Annotated in this window: 19 protein-coding genes and 4 pseudogenes; 20 read left to right on the forward strand and 3 right to left on the reverse strand. The window is 64.1% G+C overall.

Annotation, left to right across the window (positions count from 1 at the left end):
* Positions 1-389: 389 nt before the first annotated feature.
* The 20 genes and pseudogenes from LK440_RS01390 (at position 390) to LK440_RS01485 (ending at position 15845) form a co-directional block, all read left to right on the forward strand.
* Positions 390-1195, forward strand: a pseudogene (locus LK440_RS01390) (MHYT domain-containing protein).
* A 142-nt stretch (positions 1196-1337) separates the two neighbouring features.
* Complete coding sequence (locus tag LK440_RS01395; RefSeq protein ID WP_005016124.1) at positions 1338-1520, forward strand: Flp family type IVb pilin; 183 nt, start codon at positions 1338-1340, stop codon at positions 1518-1520.
* A 123-nt stretch (positions 1521-1643) separates the two neighbouring features.
* The gene (locus tag LK440_RS01400) at positions 1644-1877 is read left to right on the forward strand and encodes a hypothetical protein (protein ID WP_227944756.1); all 234 of its coding nucleotides are present in this window, start codon (positions 1644-1646) and stop codon (positions 1875-1877) included.
* Between the two features lie 12 nt (positions 1878-1889).
* The gene (locus LK440_RS01405) at positions 1890-2156 is read left to right on the forward strand and encodes a prepilin peptidase (protein WP_017685647.1); all 267 of its coding nucleotides are present in this window, start codon (positions 1890-1892) and stop codon (positions 2154-2156) included.
* Positions 2117-2542 carry a TadE family protein gene (locus tag LK440_RS01410; protein WP_230580974.1) on the forward strand — a complete coding sequence of 142 codons (426 nt, stop codon included), beginning with the start codon at positions 2117-2119 and terminating at the stop codon, positions 2540-2542. Before LK440_RS01405 ends, LK440_RS01410 begins: the two co-directional genes overlap by 40 nt.
* 1 nt (position 2543) lies before the next feature.
* On the forward strand, positions 2544-3005 hold the full coding sequence (locus LK440_RS01415; protein WP_005016120.1) for a TadE/TadG family type IV pilus assembly protein: 462 nt from the start codon (positions 2544-2546) through the stop codon (positions 3003-3005).
* Positions 3006-3082: 77 nt separating this feature from the next.
* Positions 3083-3685 (forward strand): annotated as a pseudogene (cpaB, locus tag LK440_RS01420) (Flp pilus assembly protein CpaB); the annotation flags it as partial.
* 334 nt (positions 3686-4019) lie between these two features.
* Positions 4020-5318: a type II and III secretion system protein family protein gene (locus LK440_RS01425; RefSeq protein WP_005016114.1), complete on the forward strand. Its 1299-nt coding sequence runs from the start codon at positions 4020-4022 to the stop codon at positions 5316-5318.
* Complete coding sequence (locus LK440_RS01430) at positions 5315-6655, forward strand: MinD/ParA family protein (RefSeq protein ID WP_005016110.1); 1341 nt, start codon at positions 5315-5317, stop codon at positions 6653-6655. The genes LK440_RS01425 and LK440_RS01430 overlap by 4 nt, the downstream gene beginning before the upstream one ends.
* 13 nt (positions 6656-6668) lie before the next feature.
* Complete coding sequence (locus LK440_RS01435; protein ID WP_005016107.1) at positions 6669-8036, forward strand: CpaF family protein; 1368 nt, start codon at positions 6669-6671, stop codon at positions 8034-8036.
* Positions 8036-8947 carry a type II secretion system F family protein gene (locus LK440_RS01440; protein WP_005016106.1) on the forward strand — a complete coding sequence of 304 codons (912 nt, stop codon included), beginning with the start codon at positions 8036-8038 and terminating at the stop codon, positions 8945-8947. The genes LK440_RS01435 and LK440_RS01440 overlap by 1 nt, the downstream gene beginning before the upstream one ends.
* 10 nt (positions 8948-8957) lie before the next feature.
* Positions 8958-9956, forward strand: a complete 999-nt coding sequence (locus tag LK440_RS01445; RefSeq protein WP_005016105.1) for a type II secretion system F family protein — start codon at positions 8958-8960, stop codon at positions 9954-9956.
* 8 nt (positions 9957-9964) lie between these two features.
* The gene (locus LK440_RS01450) at positions 9965-10846 is read left to right on the forward strand and encodes a tetratricopeptide repeat protein (protein WP_005016103.1); all 882 of its coding nucleotides are present in this window, start codon (positions 9965-9967) and stop codon (positions 10844-10846) included.
* 19 nt (positions 10847-10865) lie between these two features.
* A complete protein-coding gene (locus LK440_RS01455) occupies positions 10866-11270 on the forward strand; it encodes a hypothetical protein (RefSeq protein WP_227944757.1) in 405 nt (134 codons plus the stop codon).
* Positions 11271-11277: 7 nt separating this feature from the next.
* Positions 11278-11790, forward strand: coding sequence for a TadG family pilus assembly protein (locus LK440_RS01460; RefSeq protein ID WP_005016099.1), 513 nt, complete (start codon positions 11278-11280; stop codon positions 11788-11790).
* A 23-nt stretch (positions 11791-11813) separates the two neighbouring features.
* Positions 11814-12667: pseudogene (locus LK440_RS01465) on the forward strand (IS3 family transposase).
* 18 nt (positions 12668-12685) lie between these two features.
* Entirely contained in the window at positions 12686-13138 is a 453-nt protein-coding gene (locus tag LK440_RS01470; RefSeq protein ID WP_005016097.1) for a hypothetical protein, read from the forward strand.
* A 9-nt stretch (positions 13139-13147) separates the two neighbouring features.
* On the forward strand, positions 13148-14530 hold the full coding sequence (locus LK440_RS01475) for a sigma 54-interacting transcriptional regulator (protein ID WP_005020092.1): 1383 nt from the start codon (positions 13148-13150) through the stop codon (positions 14528-14530).
* Positions 14531-14631: 101 nt separating this feature from the next.
* A pseudogene (locus tag LK440_RS01480) lies at positions 14632-15337 on the forward strand (DUF2968 domain-containing protein).
* Between the two features lie 73 nt (positions 15338-15410).
* Positions 15411-15845: a DUF1178 family protein gene (locus LK440_RS01485; RefSeq protein ID WP_005016089.1), complete on the forward strand. Its 435-nt coding sequence runs from the start codon at positions 15411-15413 to the stop codon at positions 15843-15845.
* An 81-nt stretch (positions 15846-15926) separates the two neighbouring features.
* Here the strand turns inward: LK440_RS01485 and efp are convergent, their stop codons facing one another.
* The 3 genes from efp to LK440_RS01500 form a co-directional block, all read right to left on the reverse strand.
* Positions 15927-16484: an elongation factor P gene (gene efp, locus LK440_RS01490; RefSeq protein WP_005016087.1), complete on the reverse strand. Its 558-nt coding sequence runs from the start codon at positions 16482-16484 to the stop codon at positions 15927-15929.
* Positions 16485-16641: 157 nt separating this feature from the next.
* Positions 16642-17730, reverse strand: coding sequence for an elongation factor P maturation arginine rhamnosyltransferase EarP (gene earP, locus LK440_RS01495; protein ID WP_005016083.1), 1089 nt, complete (start codon positions 17728-17730; stop codon positions 16642-16644).
* A 6-nt stretch (positions 17731-17736) separates the two neighbouring features.
* Entirely contained in the window at positions 17737-18942 is a 1206-nt protein-coding gene (locus LK440_RS01500) for a DUF2863 family protein (protein WP_005016081.1), read from the reverse strand.
* Positions 18943-18970: the final 28 nt, after the last annotated feature.

Raw genomic sequence — 18970 nt, forward strand, 5'->3', positions numbered from 1 at the left:
GATTCGTGATCGCCACGATTTTTGTTGCATAGTGCCAGCAACAATTGCGCGTATCAATCCTGTGCAAACCCCATGAACTTAGATTGCGATTGTTGCATTGCACCCCCCTCGATGGCGCTCAATTGCCAGGGGTGGCCCCACAAAATTGCATATAAATTCAGTTTATTGCCAAAAATCCGAATATCTGTAGCAATTCTGTTGTCGCAATAGTTCGAATATAAGGGAAAACCCGGATGTAAGGAGAATGTTAATAGATAAGACTAGATAAACATTTCAAGACAAAAATTGCAGTAATTTTTGGCCACGGGGACCGTAGTTCTATATATCAGGAGACACGGCAATGATTTATTTTTTGCTGATGCTCGGTGTGAATTGACTGCGGAGTGTAGATGAATCCGGGTGATGTAATACCGCTCTCTTTTCAGATGGCGCTGGTGGCACTGTCTTTTGTCATCGCCTTTCTGGGAGCCTATGTCGCATTAAGTGCGGCTGCCAGAATTCGCCTGAATGTCCAATATGGCGACAACTGGCGGGGTTTTGCTGTGGTGGGAGCGGTGGCGATGGGCGGCATCGGCATCTGGGGCATGCATTTCATCGGCATGCAAGCGCAGTATCTGCATTCAACGTGACCTACAGCCTCTGGCCGACCATATTTAGCGCACTGGTCGCCATGGGCTTTTCCGGCGCGGCCTTTCTTTATGTCGGCGGCAAACCTTTTTCATTGCCGCGCTGCCTGGTCGCCGGCGTGGCCGTCGGCCTGGCGGTGGCCGCCATGCATTACATCGGCATGAGCGCCATGCGCATGCCCGCTATTTTTCGCTGGAACAGTTCGCTGATCGTGCTGTCCGTGCTGATCGCCATCCTCGCTGCGACCGTGGCGATCTGGCTGGCTTTCAATGTCCAGCGCGAGGGACAACGAGTGGCCGCCGCAGTGGTCATGGCCGTGGCGATCGGCGGCATGCATTACACCGGGGCCGCGGCTGGCGTGGTGGTCTGCAGCTCGCCGCTGGGGCCAGGGCAGGCCGGGCAGGTCGGCGGCGCGGCCCTGCCGTATGTGGCATTTATTGGTGCGGTGACGATTTTGATTGCGATGCGCTGGCAGATGCATCGCAGTTATAGACGCTATCAGTTGCGCATGGCGGCCCGGGTCGATGACCTGCTGGGCGCGGCGCACCCGGCCAGACCCGTGGTCTGAGCGCGAAGGACAGAGACAGTTGGTAAACCGGTTCAAGAAGGACCCCTGCCCGCGACGCCGGCAGGGTTAGTGGCAGCGCCCGAAGAGCGGGCGCGTTCATTCAACCTGTGCAGTACCTGTTTTCTCGCTTTTGGAGGTGTCTATGTTGGCGCAACTCTCTTCTTTCTGGCGTGACGAGGACGGCGCGACCGCCATTGAATATGGCCTGATCGCTGGTTTGATCGCAGTGGCGATTATTACTGCGGTCATCGAAGTGGGTGATGGGCTGAACGGGCTGTTTGGTCGAATCAGCACGGCATTGACCACTGCGACCGACGCACCGTAGGCCAGTTTCTACTTGTGTGGTGAAGCGATGAGGGCCGCGAGGCCCTCATCGCGGTAGTAATGCCCAGGAGCCCGACGGGCGTATCTCGCCTTGATGCCGTTGATCAACGACGGGAGTAGTGCCTTGTTGAAGGAGAATGCGTGGTGGATGGCTTGGCTGGCCTTCAACGCTGCCGTCGTGGTGTACGACCTGGGCTGGCGGTGCGTACCCGACTGGCTGGTGTCTCTGGCCGCGTTGGCGCAATTGGCCTGGCTGGCCGCGCATAGCTTGAGCGGAACCTGGCCGCCGGTCGGTCCGCATGGCTGGTTCGATGCCTGGCTGCCATTCGTGTTGGGATTGCTGTTCGTCGCGTTGTGACGCCTGCGCCTCATGGGGGCGGGCGACGTCAAGTATCTGGCCGTCATCGGCCTGTGGCTGGGGCTCATGCCCTGGCTGATGGTCCTGGTGCTGGCGAGCGTGCCGGCGGGCATCCATGCGCTGTGCCAGGCTTGGGGCGTGCTGCGCCATCCCCGGCGCGCGCGCCGGGGCGTTCCGTACGCGGCCTACCTGGCCCTGGTCGCGCTCAGTCTGGCGGTTATGCCGTCGAGTTGGCCCTGGTGTTCCTGGTGTTCTTCCTGGTGGTTTACGGCATTCTGACCTGGGGCCTGATCTTCGTGGCTCAGCAGTCCGTCAACTACGCCGCCGAAGAGGGCGCGCGCACGGCCCTGAAATGGCAGGGCGCCGACGCCATGGCACTGCGGGCCCAGCAGGCGCGCACCGAGGCGGTGCGCCAGTTGTCCTGGGTGCAGGCGATGGGCCGCGCCGATGCCACGATCGCTGTGTGCGGCGCTGCCGGACTGGTGCAGGGCGAGGGGGCGTGCAGCGGCGTGGCACTGGACGCCGATCAACTCGAGGTGCTGGTGCGTTACCCCTATACCTCGGGTCCGTTGGTGCCGGTCTTGCCGGGCGTGTTGCCCTGGCTGCCCACGCAATTGGCGGCCCGCGCCTCGGTGCGCCTGGGCGGGCCGTTGGGAGGCAGTTGAGATGCCGCATCTGCCTGCGCTGCGTCAACGCGGTGCTGCCGCCATCGAGTTCGGCATCACCCTGATTCTCCTTCTCATGCTGGTGGTGGCCATCGTCGGCTACGGCGCCTGGTTCTGGGCGCAGCAAAAGGTCACCAAGGCAGCCGGGGAGGGTGCCCAGGCGCTTTTGCAGACCGGTTTTCATACCGGGTCGGCGAACATGGCGGCCGCCTGCGCGGCGGCGCGTCAGGAGGCCGCCTGGATGGCGATCACCTGCGCGGCGCAATCGCAGCCGTGCTCATGGACCAATGCGGCCGGTGTGGCCCAACGTTGCGCGCGTGTCTCGGTTTCCTATAACGCCAATACCTGGCCACTTCTGGCGACCATGAATTCGCTGGCGGCGGCCTTTTCTTCCAACCCCTGGTTCCCCAGTACGCTCAATGCCTGGGCCGTTGTGCAGATCCCGCAGGATGTGACGCCATGAACAGTCTGACCAAAATCGCCGCCGTGTTCTTTCTTCTGGTGGCCCTGGCGCTGGGCTATCTGGCGGTTCGTCTGGCCATGCGCGAGGCCCCGCCGCCGCCGCCAGCCCAGGTGGCGCAAAGCGCGCCTGCGCCTGCCGAGAAAACCCATGCCGTGGTGGTGGCCAAAAAAGACCTCGAAGCCGGCACCCGGCTGAGCAACGACATGCTCGAGGTCGCCCAATGGAACGCGGCGCCCGACATCGCCGTGGCCGATCCCGGCCTGGTGAGCGGCCACATCCTGCGCCAGGCGGTAGCCAAGGGGCAGCCCGTGGGGCCCTATGTCCTGGCCAAAGGCCTGGCGGCTCATCTGGCGCCGGGCGAGCGCGCCATCACCATCCCGGTCGATGAAATCGTCGGCGCGCAGAACCGTATCCGTCCCGGTGATCTGATCGATGTCTTCATGATGATGGAGCGCGGCCCCGAGGTGCAGGGTTCGCAGATGCGCCTGCTGCAGTCGCGGGTCAAGGTGCTGGCCTATGGCCGGGACTCGGTCGACGGGCCGGGCGAGCCGGACCGCGCCGCAGGTGGCGGCTCGGGCAACCCGGCGCCTGTGGCGCGCAACGCCATGCTGGCCGTGCCGGTAGCCCAGGTCAATGAGCCTTTGCTGGCAGCGCGTGCCGGCAAGTTGCAACTGGCGCTGCGCTCGCCCGAGGACACCGCCGTGCCCGATCCCAGCCTCTTCGTGGCGCGCACACCGGTCCTGGCGCCGCGCGCCAACCTGACCGCAGACCAGAACGCCACCGTTCACGACGGGGTGAACATGGCGTTTGCGGCGATGGCCTCGCGCAGTTGGCTGGCCCCGCTGCGGTGGCCCAGCCCGCGGCGCGCGCCTCGTCGATTGGCTCCGGCCGCAGCGTTGAAGTGCTGCGTGGCTCAACCGTACAGAACGTGGCGTATTGATGATTGTTTCCCCAGACCTCGACGTGAAAACGCGCATGACTACCGTACGCACTGCAGGAAAGTGGACGTTGCTCATGGCCATCCTGGCCACGATGCCGGCCCTGCCTGTCCAGGCGCAAAGCGCGCCGGCGGTGGCGGCGGCCGCAAACGCCCCCGGCGAAATCGTCGTGGCCGTCAAAGGGCAGGAGCCTCTGCGCCTGAACGCCACGCCGGCTCGTATCGCTGTGGCGGATCCCGAGGTCGCCGATGTCAAAGTGCTCGGCCCGGAACCGAATCGGGCGGGCGAAGTGATCATCATCGGCCGCAAGCCCGGCGCCACCGAGCTGCGCATCTGGGCGCGCGGCCAGCGCGATCCCCAGGTATGGGTGGTGCGCGTGGCCTCCGATGTACAGGCGGCGCTGGCGGCCCGCGGCGTGCAGCCGGGCGCCTTTGTCGACCGGGCCGGAGACCGGGGGGTGGTCAACCGTGTGGCGCCTTCGGCCGAAGCGCATCGCGGCGCGGTCGAAGCGGCCGGCGGCGACAAACAGGTGGTGGATGTGTCGCAGATCAACACCAGCGGCGTGGTGCAGGTGGAAGTCAAGGTGGTGGAAGTCTCGCGCACCGTCATGAAGGACATCGGCGTGAGCTTTAACGCGGGTGGCTCGCGCTTTAACGGCGGGGTGAGCCTGCTGCCGGATCTGGCCGGGGGGGTTCTGGGGTCGTTGACTTATAGCAGCCGCGACTTTAACGCCACGCTGCAGTTGTTGCAAAGCAATGGTCTGGCGCGCGTGCTGGCCGAGCCGACGCTGCTGGCCTTGTCGGGCCAGAGCGCGAGCTTTCTGGCCGGTGGAGAGATCCCGGTGCCCGAGTCCGGCGGATTGGGTACGCAGAACGTGACTTACAAGCCCTTCGGGATAGGCCTGACCGTCTCGCCCACCGTCATCTCGCGCGAACGCATCGCGCTGAAGGTCGCGCCGGAGGCCAGCGAGTTGGACTACACCAATGGCACGACCATCGTGAACGCCAACAACACGACCACCATCATTCCGGCGCTGCGTACGCGTCGCGCCGACACCATGGTCGAACTTGGCGATGGCGAGAGCTTTCTTATCAGCGGCCTGGTTTCGCGCCAGACCAAGGCCAACGTGAGCAAGATCCCTTTGCTGGGCGATCTACCCATCATTGGCTCTTTTTTCCGCAATGTGCAGTACTCGCAAGAGGACAACGAACTGGTCATCGTCGTCACCCCCCGTCTGGTCAGGCCTATCGCCCGCGGCGTCACCTTGCCGCTTCCGGGCGCGCGCCAGGAAGTGACCGACTCCGGCTTCAACGCCTGGGGGTATTACCTGCTGGGGCCCATGGGCGGCCAGCAAATGCCGGGTTTTTCACAGTGAATGATATGAAAACACACGCCCGAGAATGGGTTGGCCTGGACAAGGCCAACTGCTTTCTGTTTTGCTCGAGTGACAACGGCGTGGCGCAGCAACTGGGACAGGCGGTCGGGGATCTCGGCATGCTGACTCAGGAATCGCCCTCACTGGACGTGCTTGCCCAGCGCCTGGCGGAAATCAATCCGCAGGTCGTTTTTCTGGATTTCACCGGCGGGCAGGCGCAGCCGGGCAAGTTGTTGATGGCTTCCGACATGGCGCGCGTGCTCATGCGTGTGGCGCCTTCCTTGCCTCGGGTGGCCGTTGGTTACCTCTCTGAGCCCGACGGCGCGATCGCCGCCTTGCGCGCGGGCGTGAGCGATTTTGTCGACCCGTCCGTTTCTCCCGACGAGGTGCAGGCCGTGGTGCAACGCCTGCTGGCGGACTGCCGGCAAGCCGGTGGCAACGGCAGCTCGCATCGCAGCGTGCTGGTGCTCGGCGCGCGGCCCGGCGTGGGGGCCAGCACGCTGGCCGTGCACGCTGCCGGCCTGGCGCAGCAGCATCTGGCGCAGATCGCGCTGTCGCGCCAGCACGCCCAGGGTGGCAAGGCGCATGGCAAAGGTGAACTCCTGGCCGCGCAATTGCCGCTGAACGAACGGGTGTGTGTCCTGGATCTTGGCTGGCCGATAGGCGATTGCCTGCTCTACCTGAATATCAACAGTGACTTCGATTTTGCCGAGGCGGTGCGCAATCTGCGCCGGCTCGACGGGACGTTGCTGAGCTCGACCGTGGCGCATACGGCAGCCGGCATCAGCGCCATGACGCTGCCGCGGGACATGGCCCAGGTGCGCACGTTGTCACCCGCGGACTCGCTTTCGCTGTTCGAGCGTCTACGGCAGCACTATGGCGTTCTGGTGACCGACGCGGGTGGTTTTTCCAATCCCGATTTCACCGCAAAACTGGCGCGAAGCTCGCATGAAGTCTGGTTGGTCACCGATCAGAGCGTGAGTTCGCTCGTGTCGCTGGCGGGGGTGCTGCAGGAGCTGGAGCAGCAGCACGTGCCGCGCGACACCCTGAAACTCGTGGTCAATCGCTATGACGAACGCTATGGCATGACCTCCATGCAGATTGCCGAGCGCTTCGGGCTGGCCCTGGCCGGCACGCTGCCGGATCGCACCATGCCGCTGATGCTGTGCACCAACCAGGGCCGTCTGCTTTATCAGCAGGCCGAGCGCGATATCTACGTAAGGGCTGTGCAAGGGCTGGTGGACCGCATGCTGGCCGAACGCATGGCCCCGGGGGCGCGCCAGGGTTGGCTGGCAGCGTGGCTGCCCGGCGTTCACAAACGCATGATGCTGCACTGAGGGAACGACCACCATGATCATGTCGGCATCGATGGTGTTTGGTAACGGCGAGGCGGCGGACGAATTCGCCGGTTCGCAACGCTACCAGGATGTCAAAAGCCAGGCGTATGAACACCTGCTCTCGCGCATCGAAGAGTTGGGAGCGGAATTTGGTCGTTGGACACGCGCGGCCATTCAGGAGTTCGTTGAAATCGAGGTGGCCGGCTTTGCCCGCATGCGGCGGTTGGCGCTCAACGAAGCCGAGCTGTCCCACATCAGCAGCGCATTGACCAAGGAGCTGGCGGGGCTGGGCCCGCTGGAGGATCTGCTGGCCGATCCGGCTGTCGAAGATGTGCTGATCAACGGCTACAACAATGTCTTTGTCTCGCGCCGCGGCGTGCTGGCGCGCGAGAGCTTGCGATTCACCGACAACCAGCATGTGCTGCGTATCGTGCGCCGCATTCTGGCGCCGATAGGCCGGCGGCTGGATGAGTCCAGTCCCATGGTGGACGCGCGGCTGCCCGATGGCGGCCGGCTTAATGTGGTCATCGAACCCCTGGCCGTCGACGGGCCCATGGTGTCCATTCGAAAATTCCGCCAGGATCCGCTCAAACCTGCCGACCTGCTCGTGCTGGGGACGTTCAACGAAGAGATTCACCGCTTGCTCAGCTTGGCTGTCAAACACCGCTGCAATGTGCTGGTCTCCGGTGGAACGAGTTCCGGCAAGACATCGTTGCTCAATGCCTTGGCGTTTTTCATCCCGGAAGGCGAGCGGGTCGTCACGGTGGAGGACACGGCCGAACTGTCGCTCAACCACCCGCACGTGGTGCGGCTGGAGTCGCGTCAGGGGGGATTTGACGGCGCGGGCGCCATCAGCATTCGCGATCTCATACGCAACAGCCTGCGCATGCGGCCCGACCGCGTGGTGGTGGGCGAAGTGCGCGGCGCCGAGGTCATGGATATGTTGCAGGCCATGAATACCGGTCACGAAGGTTCGATGGCCACCATTCACGCCAATTCGCCGCGCGAATGCCTCTATCGCATCGAGATGCTGGCCGGTTTCGCAGGTTTTCAGGGCAGTGAGGACAGCCTGCGGCGGCAGATCGCCAGCGCGCTGGATTTCATCATCCAGATCGGCCGCCTGCCCAATGGCAAACGTCGCGTCATTTCCGTGACCGAGGTCACCGGCATGGGCGATAACGTGATCGCCACGCAGGAGCTCTATCGGTATGAGTCTGTCCTCGCGCCAGATGGCGAAGACAGGGACAACTGGGTCGGCCTGGGCATCAATCCGCATACGCCCAAGTTGGCGCGTGCATGGGCCGATATGCGTGCGTCGCTCGCGCCCGAAGACCCCGAACCCAGTTCGGGTGGCGCGGGCTTCTGGGGACGGCGTCGATGATGACGGCCCTGGCTCTGCTGGCTGCGGCGCTCTTGCTAGCCGCAGGCGCATTTTTATTGCTGCGCCGCGCCAGCGCCGGGCAACGGCGCTCGGCCACGTCGGCCTTTCTGGCCTCACGCCTTGACCCGTCTGCCGCCCGGAGCACGGCCGAGAAACTGTTGCGCCCGATACGCAAAGGGGGCAACGCCTGGGCACGCTTGTTGTTGCTGGCCGGCGAGCGTTCCGACGGGAAACTCTATCTCGTATTGCTGTTGCCCGCCCTGGTGGCCGCCGCGCTGGGCGCGATGTTCGGAGGGGCGGCATCGGCCTTCGCGGCCTTTGCGCTGTTCTTGCTTCTTGGCTTGTTTCGCCTGTGGCGCAAGGCCGACAAGCGCCGGCGGCGCGTGATCCATCAACTGCCGGGCTTTCTCGATGGCGTGGTGCGCTTGATCACCATCGGCAACAGCGTCAACGCGGCGTTCCAGGGCGCGATGCTCGCGGTCGACGATCCGCTGCTCGAAGTGTTGGAGCGCACCGACGCGTTGACCCGCTCGGGCAAGGAGCTCGATGCCGCGCTGCTGATCGTATCCCGGCAGTACGGGTTGCAGGAACTCTTCCTGGTGTCGTCGGTGATCTCGCTGGCCCTGCGGTTTGGCGGGCGCAGCGAACAGGTGCTCGAACGGATGTCGGCCTTCATGCGCGATCTGGAGCAGGCGCGCGATGAGCTGGTGGCGTTGTCCGCCGAAGTGCGCCTTTCGGCCTGGATTCTGTCGCTGCTACCCATTGGTCTGGCGTTGTTCATCATCATTTTCAACAACGACCTGTTCATGAATATGTGGCGTGATCCGCTGGGTTTCAACATGCTGCTCGGCGGGCTGGGGCTGCAGATCATCGGGACCTATTGCCTGTTCCGCATGGCCCGGGGCGTGTGAGGAGGGTGCTATGCAAGCGATGCTCAACGACCCGAGTGCCCGCTGGTTCCTGATCAGCGCCGTTATCGCCATGATGATCGCCTGCCTGGTGGTGAGCGTGGCGGTGTTTGTGCGTGTGGGCCGCGCGGATCGCAACCGCGCGGTGGTCGACCGCGCGCTGGCCGCGCGCGAGGGCGTTGCGCTCGATGCCGTACGTCCGCCCAAGGGCGCGCGCGAGCGCGCCGCCGCCATGACGCATGCCGCCAGCTCCATGGGCTTGCGCATCGGTCAGGGCAGACTGGGTGAGTCGCTGCTCGCTGCCGAAGATCGCCGCCTGGTCGAACTCTATTTTCTGGATCAAAGCCAGCGTGCGCGCGGCCTGTTCATCATGAGCCGCGCCGTTCTTGCGGTGCTTTTTCCCTTGCTTGCGTGGTGGCTGCTGGACGACTTCCTCGATCGTCGCGGCGTCTTGGCCTGGATGATCGCCGTGTTTTTCGGCTTTGCCGTGGGCTGGATGTTGCCCAAATGGTGGCTGATGCGTCGCTGGCGCGCCCGGCGCAAGCAGGCCGAGAATGAGTTGCCGCTGCTGATCGACCTGCTCCGTCTGTTGCAAGGGGTCGGCCTATCGGTGGATCAGAGCATCCATGTCCTGGTGACCGACTTCCGTACCGTGATGCCGGTGCTTGCTGCCGAGATGCGCCATTCGGCGGAGTTGCATACGCGCGGGCGCAGCCGCGAGCAGTCGCTTGGCCGGCTGGCCGTGGACTACGAAAACGATGATTTGACCGCCATCTGCCGGCTCATCGTGCAGGTGGACAAACATGGGGGCGCGGTGCAGGAGCCGCTGGCCCGTTTCAGCGACCGCGTGCGCGAGCGGCGCAAGCTCGATCTCAAGGCCCATGTAGCACGGCTGACCGTCAAGATGACGGGTGTCATGGTGTTGACGCTGTTGCCGGCCTTGCTGATTGTGACCGGTGGCGCGGGGTTTCTGGCGGTGATTCGCGGCCTGTCGCGTATCAATGGAGGCTAGGCATGAGGATGTGGAGAATACCGGCGGCAGGTTTGGGGCTCGCGCTGCTGGCCGCCTGCGCCACCAATAACGTGGACAGGGCCTGGCAACTGATGCAGCAACAGCAGCAGGAGCAGGCCCTGATGCAGCACAAGAACGACGCGGCCGATCGTCAACGCGCGATGGCCTCGCGGCCCGCCATGGCGCTGTCGGTCATACGCGAGGCCCAGCAGAGCGGGCGTTATTTCGCGTCGCTGGCCTATCTGGACGCATACCGGCAGACTTATGGCGAGACGCCGCAAGTGCAGGTCATGCGCACCGATGCCCTGCGCATGACCGGGCAGGCCGACAGCGCCGAGGCGCTCTACCGTGCGCTGCTCAACGGCGAAGAGGCTGCGCAGGCCTGGCATGGCCTGGGCTTGCTGGCGGCCGGCCGTTCGGACTTTGCGCAGGCCGCCACGGATCTGGCGCGCGCGGCCAGCTTGCGGCCCACGGATGCCCAATACCTCGGGGACCTGGGCTATGCGCGGTTGCGCGCCGGCGACCTGCAAGGCGCCCGTTTGCCCCTGGGGCAGGCCGCCGAACTCGATCCCTCCAATGCCCGCATTCTGGGCAACCTGGCGTTGTTGCTGGTGTTGCAGGGCGAGGAGGGCGGCGCCCAGCAGATCATGACGCGAGGCCAGCTCAGCCCCGCCGCGCGCGACAGGGTGTATCAGTTGGCCGCCGAGATCCGCCGGCCCGCCGCGGTGTCGGCCGTCGCGCCGGCTGCGGTGGCCACGAGCGGGCCGGTCGTGCGTGCGGTCGCCAGCGGTCAGCCGACCACGGTCGTGGCCGCCGAGCCTGTCAGCGTCCTGCCCATGGTGCAGCGTCCTTTGTTGGATCGCTTGGGCAACCCCCCTTTAGTGCAATAACGCCCGTGGAGATGCCGACGTGACCCGTACCCTGAAATACTGCCTGTTAACGGCTTTGTTGTTTGGCACCGTCGCCCAGGCGCAGACGCAAGGCCGGCTCACCGGCCCGGCCGCAGCGGGCGTGCCGCCCGTCAGCGCGCCATCCGTGGCACCGCCTCCTTCCGACGGCGCGGCGCCCCCCGTGGTACGCCAGATAGACGTCGCGGCCCCGGGCGTCTCGGCCTCCGCGCCGGCCGCCCCGGCCGCAACGTCCACCGACTTGGCTCAGGAGAACCCTGGCGACGTGACGCGCGCGCTGATGCAGGCACAGGCCGACGGGCGGCGCTACCTAAAGAGTTTCGATCAACCCTTGCCGCAGTGGTTCGATAGCAGCTCGACCAGCGGCAAGAGCGGCTCGGGCGGCGGCCTGGGCGCAGGCCAATAGGATCGCCATGGTCGGGCGCAACCGGTCTTTCCGTCAGCGTGGCTCCATCCTGGTGTCGGCCGCACTGATCATTCTGGTTGGCATCATCCTGCTGGGTGGTGCCCAATTGGGCTATTTCTATTACGTCAAACGCGAACTGCAAAAGGCCGCCGACCTGGGTGCGCTGACGGCGGCACAGATGCTCGACGGCACCAGTTGCACCTGGGCTGCTTCGGCCGCCAGGGTCAACGTGCGCGAGAATCTCAGCGGTTACGCGCAGGCGCTGTTGCCTACCGGCGTCGAATGCTATCGCTGGGATCCGGATAATGCCTCGCTGGCCCCTCGTTTCGTGCGAGCCCCGGCGGCGGGGGAGCGGCTCAACGCCGTGCGCGTGGAGGTCTCGCTTCCGGTGTCCGCGCTCTTTCCCTACATGTCGTCCCGCACGCTGCAGGCCGAAGCGGTGGCGGCCCGCCCGGCCGAGCCGGTGGCGTCTTTCTGGGTGGGTGACCTGCTCCCCGTGATTAGTACGAAATCGATGTAGAGTCCGTTCCCAAAGGAATGGCAATGAAGAAACGATTTACGGAAGAGCAAATCATCGGCGTGCTCAAGGAAGCCGATGCAGGTGCCAAGCCCGCAGAGTTGTGCCGCAAGCACGGAATCTCCGAGGCAACGTACTACAACTGGAAGGCGAAGTTCGGTGGCATGACGGTGTCGGACGCTCAGAGGCTCAAGGAGCTGGAGCAGGAGAACAACAAGCTCAAGAAGCTGTTGGCCGAGTCGATGCTGGACAAGGCGGCGCTTCAGGATCTGCTAAGCCGAAAGTAGTCAGCCCGCAGGCCAAACGCGAGGCGGTCAGGACATTAATGACCGAGCGCGTGGTTCGCCCAGCGGCAATCGCGCCGAATCAGAGTTGGTCAATGGACTTTGTGGCCGACGGCCTAGCCTATGGCCGCCGATTCCGCTGTTTGACTATCGTCGATGACTACACTCGCGAATGCCTGGCCATCGAGGTCGATACGTCGTTGCCGGGACTGCGTGTTGCCATGGTGCTGCAACGGCTGGCGGAGATGCGTGGCCTGCCGCGATCTATTACCGTGGACAACGGGCCAGAGTTCGCCGGAAGAGCCTTGGACGCCTGGGCCTACCAAGCAGGCGTAAAGCTGTCGTTTATTCGGCCGGGTAAGCCGGTGGAGAACGCTTATATCGAAAGTTTCAACGGCAAGTTCCGCGACGAATGCCTTAACGAGCACTGGTTCTTGTCCCTGCGACAGGCTAAAAGCTTGATCGAAAACTGGCGAGTCGAGTACAACACCGATCGGCCTCACAGCGCGCTCGGATATTTAACGCCGGCGCAATTCGTGCAGGCTCATCAGAAAGAAGGTCTTTTACCCCTGGGCTCTATGTCGGTGCCGTACTAAATCTGGGGGTAGGTCAGATTGAGTGGCTTTCTGGGGGGGCTGACCGGGTCCACGCTCGATATCCTGGGCAGCCTCCTGACACTGAATATCCCCGGTCTGCTGCAAGGTGTGGGCAGTCTCGTCAATGGTGTGGTGGGTCTGGTCGGCGGCTTACTCGGCGGCTTGCTGGATGCCCTGGGGTTGAACACTTGCAGCGGCTACCTGTCAGGCAGCGAAACCGGCTGCCTGAACCAGTTCAAAAGCACGTTGACCACGACAGCCAACAATGCGCCTGGCGTAGGTAATGCGTCCAATGCCGTGACTGCCCTGGTGGGGCTGTTGCTCAAGGTGCTGCAGCCGGCCCTCGATGCCGTGGGCGCCTCCGTGCTGCAGCCGCTGATCAACGATACGATCGGGCTCAAACTGGGCCTGACCGACGTGCACATGTTGTCCGTCGATTGCGACGGCAAAGGAGTTCAGCTTGTTTATTGAGAGGCGAGTATGAGCGAGAGCCTGCTCACTGAGGGCCTGGACGTGTACGTATGGGAGGGCAGTTCCGATATCGCCCTGCGTACCGAGCGCGCCCTGGCGGGCTATGACGCCACGGTCATCCATGCGGACGCCTCGGCGACTTCGCTGCCGCATGACCGCGATGCCGCGCGCCTGGCCGTGGGGGGCGTCTCCGTGACCATCATGGGCGATGGCCGCTTTTCCAGTGACTGGCTGGCCACGCAGGGGATCCCCGTGGTGTGGGTGGCTGGCCAAGAGCGCAGCCAGGATCACCGCTTCTATCCGCCCGAATACTCCTACACCTTGCCGCTGGCCTTCAGCGGCGCCGAACTGCGCCGGCTCCTGTTTCGCGTGGCGGGCATCGCCCAGCGGGCTGCCGTGCCCGATGGTGCGCGCGTGCAGCCGGCGCTGGTGGCCGAATCGCCCGCGATGCGCAGCCTGCTGGCCGAGGCCACCATGTTCGCCGATTGCCGTTCCAACGCGTTGATCCATGGCGAAACCGGCGTGGACAAAGAGCGCATTGCGCGCCTGCTGCACGAGGCGGCATCCTGGGCGAATGGGCCTTTCGTTGCAGTCAATTGCGGTGCCATTCCGGAGGGGCTGTTCGAGGCGCATTTCTTCGGCCATGCCAAGGGCGCCTTCACGGGCGCGGTAGGCGCGCACAAGGGCTATTTCGAACAAGCGCACGGCGGCACGCTGTTTCTCGATGAAATCGGCGACCTGCCGCTGTATCAACAGGTCAAGCTGTTGCGGGTGCTGGAGCAAAGCACCGTGACGCGCCTGGGATCCACCACGGAGGTGCCGGTGGCCTTCCGCCTGGTGGCCGCCACGAATAAGGACTTGCTCGCCCTGGTCGCCCAGGGCGAATTCCGGGCCGATCTGTATTACCGCCTGGCCGTCATCGAGCTGCACATTCCCAATCTGGAGGTGCGAGGCCCGGCTGAAAAGCGCGCGCTTATGACGGCGATGCTGAAACAGCAGGGCATCGATGAGGACGTGCCGGCCTGGGTGCTGCAACGGGTCGAGAGCCTGCGCTTTCCCGGCAATGTGCGCGAACTCTCCAATCTTGCCGAGCGCGTGGCCATCGTAAGGCGGCAACTGCAGGGCTGGGATGCCGAGCGGCTGCAACGTATCTTCGACGGCTGCGGCGCCGCCCTGAAAGCACCGCCTGTGGTGATGCCGGCCACGGCGCTGTCCGATGCCGAGCGGGCCGAGCGCGAGCGGATCCTGGCGGCGCTCGACAGCAATGGCTGGCGGCGGCAGGACACGGCCCATCATCTGGGCATCAGCCGCAAGGTCTTGTGGGAAAAAATGCGCAAGCTCCGTCTGGGCGACGCCCAGAGTGAGGCGGTCGAAGGCATGGGCGAGTTATAGCCGCCGGAAATGGTGTTTCGCCCCTGTTTTCCGGGCGGACGCTGATACGAATATTCGCGATTAGTTGCTATAGTGCGGTACTCACCGCATAGGGGAAGGAATTGAAGATCGATATCCTGGGGAAAGGCACGCGCCTGGCCATGGCCGGCACGATCCTGACCGCTTTGGCCGCCTGCGCCACTACCCAGCCGCCAGAAGAGCGCCCGGTAGTGCAACAGGTCGAAGACAAAGATGCGGCCACCACGGCCGTCACCCCCCCCCCCGCCGCCTCCCCAGGCAGCGCCTGCGACGCCGCGCGTCAGCTCCACCGCCTCCGAGTTGCAAGGCCTGATCCAGGCCCGCCAGGTATCGGAACTGCGCACGGCTTATAACGGCAGCTACGGCGCCAGCCTGTTGTTCAAACCCGACGACCAGACGTATTTCGTCGTCCTGTTTCAGCACAAGGATTTCTGGCGTGTCATCAAGACCCGCAACGCCGCGCAGGCCGAGTCCACCTATCGTGCCTTCGTCGCTCGCTCCTCCGAGCTGGCAGGCATAGAGATCAAGCGCATCCTGTTGCAAGCCGAGTACAACCAGGCCGAGCAACAGCTCGCTGCCCGCAATGCCGAGTTGGCGTCCTTGCAGGCGGATCAGACCTTGCGCCAGGAGCAAGAGCAGCAGGTGGCGGCGCGTCAGGAGCAGTCGATCCAGGAAACCCGCGCGCTTACCGACCAGAACAAGGACGTGCATCAGCAACTGCGCGCCTTGCAGCGCCAGATCGACACGCTGCAGGCTGAGCAGATGCGCATAAATACCCGGCGCAAATGAGGGGCGGCATGGGGGGCGCTTTTTCTGCGCCCCGAGCCCTTGTTTTCCCGGCTGGATTCTCCATCTATCCGCCATGGCATTAAAAGTTTTTGATCTCCAGTGCGAGCATGGCCACGTCTTCGAGGGCTGGTTCGGCTCGCATGACGACTATGACGCTCAACAGGCGCGAGGCCTGTTGAGCTGTCCGGTCTGCGCATCGGCCAGTATTACCAAGCGGCTTTCGGCGCCACACCTGAATGTCGCCCATTTGCACCAGCCGACGCCCGCGCCAACTGCCGCCCCTGCAGCCATGCAGGCCGAAGTCATGCGCAAAGTGCGTGAGATCCTGCGCAAGACCGAAAACGTCGGAGCGGGTTTTGCCGCCGAGGCCCGCCGCATTCACGAAGGTGAAGCCGTCGAGCGTCCCATCCGCGGCACCGCCACGGCTGACGAACGTGCCGAATTGGCTGAAGATGGCATCGACATCTTGTCCGTGCCGGCCTTTCTGGACGAAGACCAGCTTCAGTAGACCAGCCCCCGGCGCGGATCACGGCCCAAAACAAACGCCCATCTTGCGGTGGGCGTTTGTTTTGGCGGGCAGCTTGCGGACTTAGTTGACGCGGCTGCGGTACTCGTTGGTGCGCGTGTCGATCTCGATCTTGTCGCCGATCGCGCAGAACAGCGGAACATTCAGTTCGTAGCCGGTGTTGATCTTGGCCGGCTTGAGCACCTTGCCCGAGGTGTCGCCGCGTACGGCTGGCTCGGTATAGGTGATTTCACGAACGAGGATGGTCGGCAGTTCGACGGAGATGGCGCGGCCATCGTAGAACACCACTTCAACCGGCATGGCTTCTTCGAGGTAGTTCAGGGCATCGCCCATGCTCTCGGCCTCGATTTCGTACTGGTTGTATTCCGTGTCCATGAAGACGTACATCGGGTCGCCGAAGTAAGAGTAGGTGCACTCTTTGCGTTCCAGCAAGACGATATCGAACTTTTCGTCGGCCTTGTAGACCGATTCGCTGGCCGAACCCGTCAGCAGGTTCTTGAACTTCAGCTTGACCACGGCGGCGTTACGGCCGGACTTGTTGTATTCGGTCTTCTGGACCACGAGCGGGTCCTTGCCGACCATCACCACGTTGCCGACTCGCAATTCCTGAGCGGTTTTCATCGATTAAAACTCCGGGGATAAAGTGCGCGCTCGCCGTGCATGCGCGTAAGCGGAGTTAACCATTCTGCGCGCCCCGGGAGGCCAACAAAAAAGATCTTTGCAAGCGCCACAGACTCACGGGCTGGCCGTGTCGGCATATTGCAGAAAACTCTCTATTCTAGCGCGTCTTGGTCAGGCTCGCGCAGAAATCCGCCAATGCGTCCCCTAAGTCTTGTCTGGCGGCAAAGCCCGCATCCCAATCGCTTGCGGATTGCCGCCATGCATCCCAGGCCTGGCCTTGCAGCGCGGCATCCAGGGTGGTGGCCCAGTCTGTGCCGGTTGCCGGGGCATTCCAGGCGCGCAGCAAATGGTGCGCGGCCGGCGGGGCCGGATACCGTGCCAGCCAGGCTTGCAGCTTTTCCAGATGGATATTTTCCTGCTGCGGATAGATCTGCCACACCAGGGGCCGCGCAGCCCAGGCCGCGCGCACGAAAGAGTCTTCCCCGCGCACGAAATTCAGGTCTGCACACCAGAGCAGGCGATCGAAATCCGGCTGCGTGACAAAGGCGATGCGGGCGATCTGCACCTCGCCGCCGGCGGCGTCTTCCAGGCCGGGCGCCACACCCTGAGGAACGATCACCAGCGTAGGCCAGCGGCGCAATGCCTGCACCAGCTCCCGATAGGGGGCCTCGGGATAACAGAACAGCGTCAGAATGCGGCGGGCGTGGTCCGCGCGGGGCACGCCCAACGTGCTCAGAAACGCTTGCTGCGCGGCATGGCTGCTCTGCAAGGCATCGCGCTCTGCGCTTAACCCCGGTTCGCGGATCAGCCCCCCCGTGGCGGAGGTGAATCCGGGGAAGAAAAAATGTTTGACCAGCCCATCCGGGCGTTGCGATGGCAGGCCGTGGCAACTCTCCACCCAGTCTTCGGCGCTCAGGTACTCGAGATTTATCCAGGCGGGCAAGGGATGGCTGCGCCGCATCGCTTGCACAAAGCCGGCCGGTGGGTCACACGCAAAGGCTTCGATCACGACGTCGCCCGGCAGGAGGTCCGGGTGCTCGCCCCAGCGAATGACGTCGATGCCTTGCACCTGTTGTCGTGCGGCGGTGGGATCGACCTCGGGTTGCAGCCGGGCGAAAGCCCGCAGGTCATCCACCCACAGGCGTATCTGCCAACCACGGCCGGCATGCAGCCGTCGCGCCAGGCGCCAGCACACGCCGATATCGCCGTAGTTGTCGACCACACGGCAGAAAATATCGGCGCGCATACTGGCTCAGTGGAACTTGGCCGGTACGGCCTCGGCGTCCTCGGGCAGCTCGGCGTGCACCATCACGCCCAGCGGGTCGGGGAAGTACGGCGCGCCGCAATCCTCACAGAACTCGGTCTGCAGACGGCCAGGAATGCGGCGGATGTCGGTCACGCCATATTCTTTCAGCACCGCGGCGATCTGTTCGGCGGGGTCGGCCGCATTTTCATCTTCGCCGGGCAGAGCCTCTTCCCGGCCATACACCGGCCAGACGCAACCGTAATACACATCGTTGCTGTTGCGCGGCGTAAAGCCGATGCGGAACTCCTCGATATGCTCCTGACCGCAGGCGGCAATGACCGCGCGCAACTGATCCGCTGGCAGGCTGGTGGCGCCTTCCAGCCAGCTGACGGCGGCGCGCAGCGACAGCGGCCGCACCCGGCGATCGGCTTCACGGTTGCTGACGTAATAGGCATCGGGCAGCAGACACTCCAGCCCGCAACCGGGCATCAAGCCGGATAGCGTCGGCATGGCTTGCTCCGACCAGCGCGCCAGGCAGGCGTCGCGGCTGGATTCGGCGTCTTCGGGCTGCTCCTGCCAGCGGAAAATCGGCGCATGCTCAGGCACGGCCACGGCGGCGACCAGATAACGCGTATCGGCCAGCATGTTGGCGGTCTCGACCGCGCTGTCGATCATGGTGCGCGTCGGCGTGGCGCCCAGCGCCTGGCTGGCCAGGCGCTGCATCCATTGCGCCGTCTCCGAAAAGGTGCGCGGCATCTGGTCGATGCTGACCAGATGCGGCATCAACGCCACACGGGTATTGCTGGCCAGCACATGACCATGCAACTGGGCCAGCAGCGCTTGCTGAGCCGGCGCCGGAATCGGCCCGGTCGGGATGGCATAGCGCGTCCACGCCACCACGGGTGCGACCAGCAACAGCACATCATGGCAGACGCCGTTTTTGTCGGCTTTCATCGATTCGGAGAGCGTTTCGGCCTGTTCGATCAACACTTCGTAGGCGCCGATGTCGCTTTGCGCCAGATGGTCCAGCGCGGCCTCCAGCGGGCCGTCGCTGCCGGGGCGCAGCAGTTTGCCGATGGATTCGGCCAATTGCGCTTCCCAGTACAGATCCTCGATGTGGCTGCCCGAGCGATTCAGGGCCTGGGCAAGACTGGCCAGGCGGGTTGCCTCGCGGTTCAAGCGGGGAGCGGTGGTGCTGCGGGTACGGGCCATGACTTCGTCGGGTCAAAAGTGCGTAACG

It is taken from the genome of Bordetella holmesii (assembly GCF_020735985.1).
GTDB classification, from domain to species: domain Bacteria; phylum Pseudomonadota; class Gammaproteobacteria; order Burkholderiales; family Burkholderiaceae_B; genus Bordetella; species Bordetella holmesii.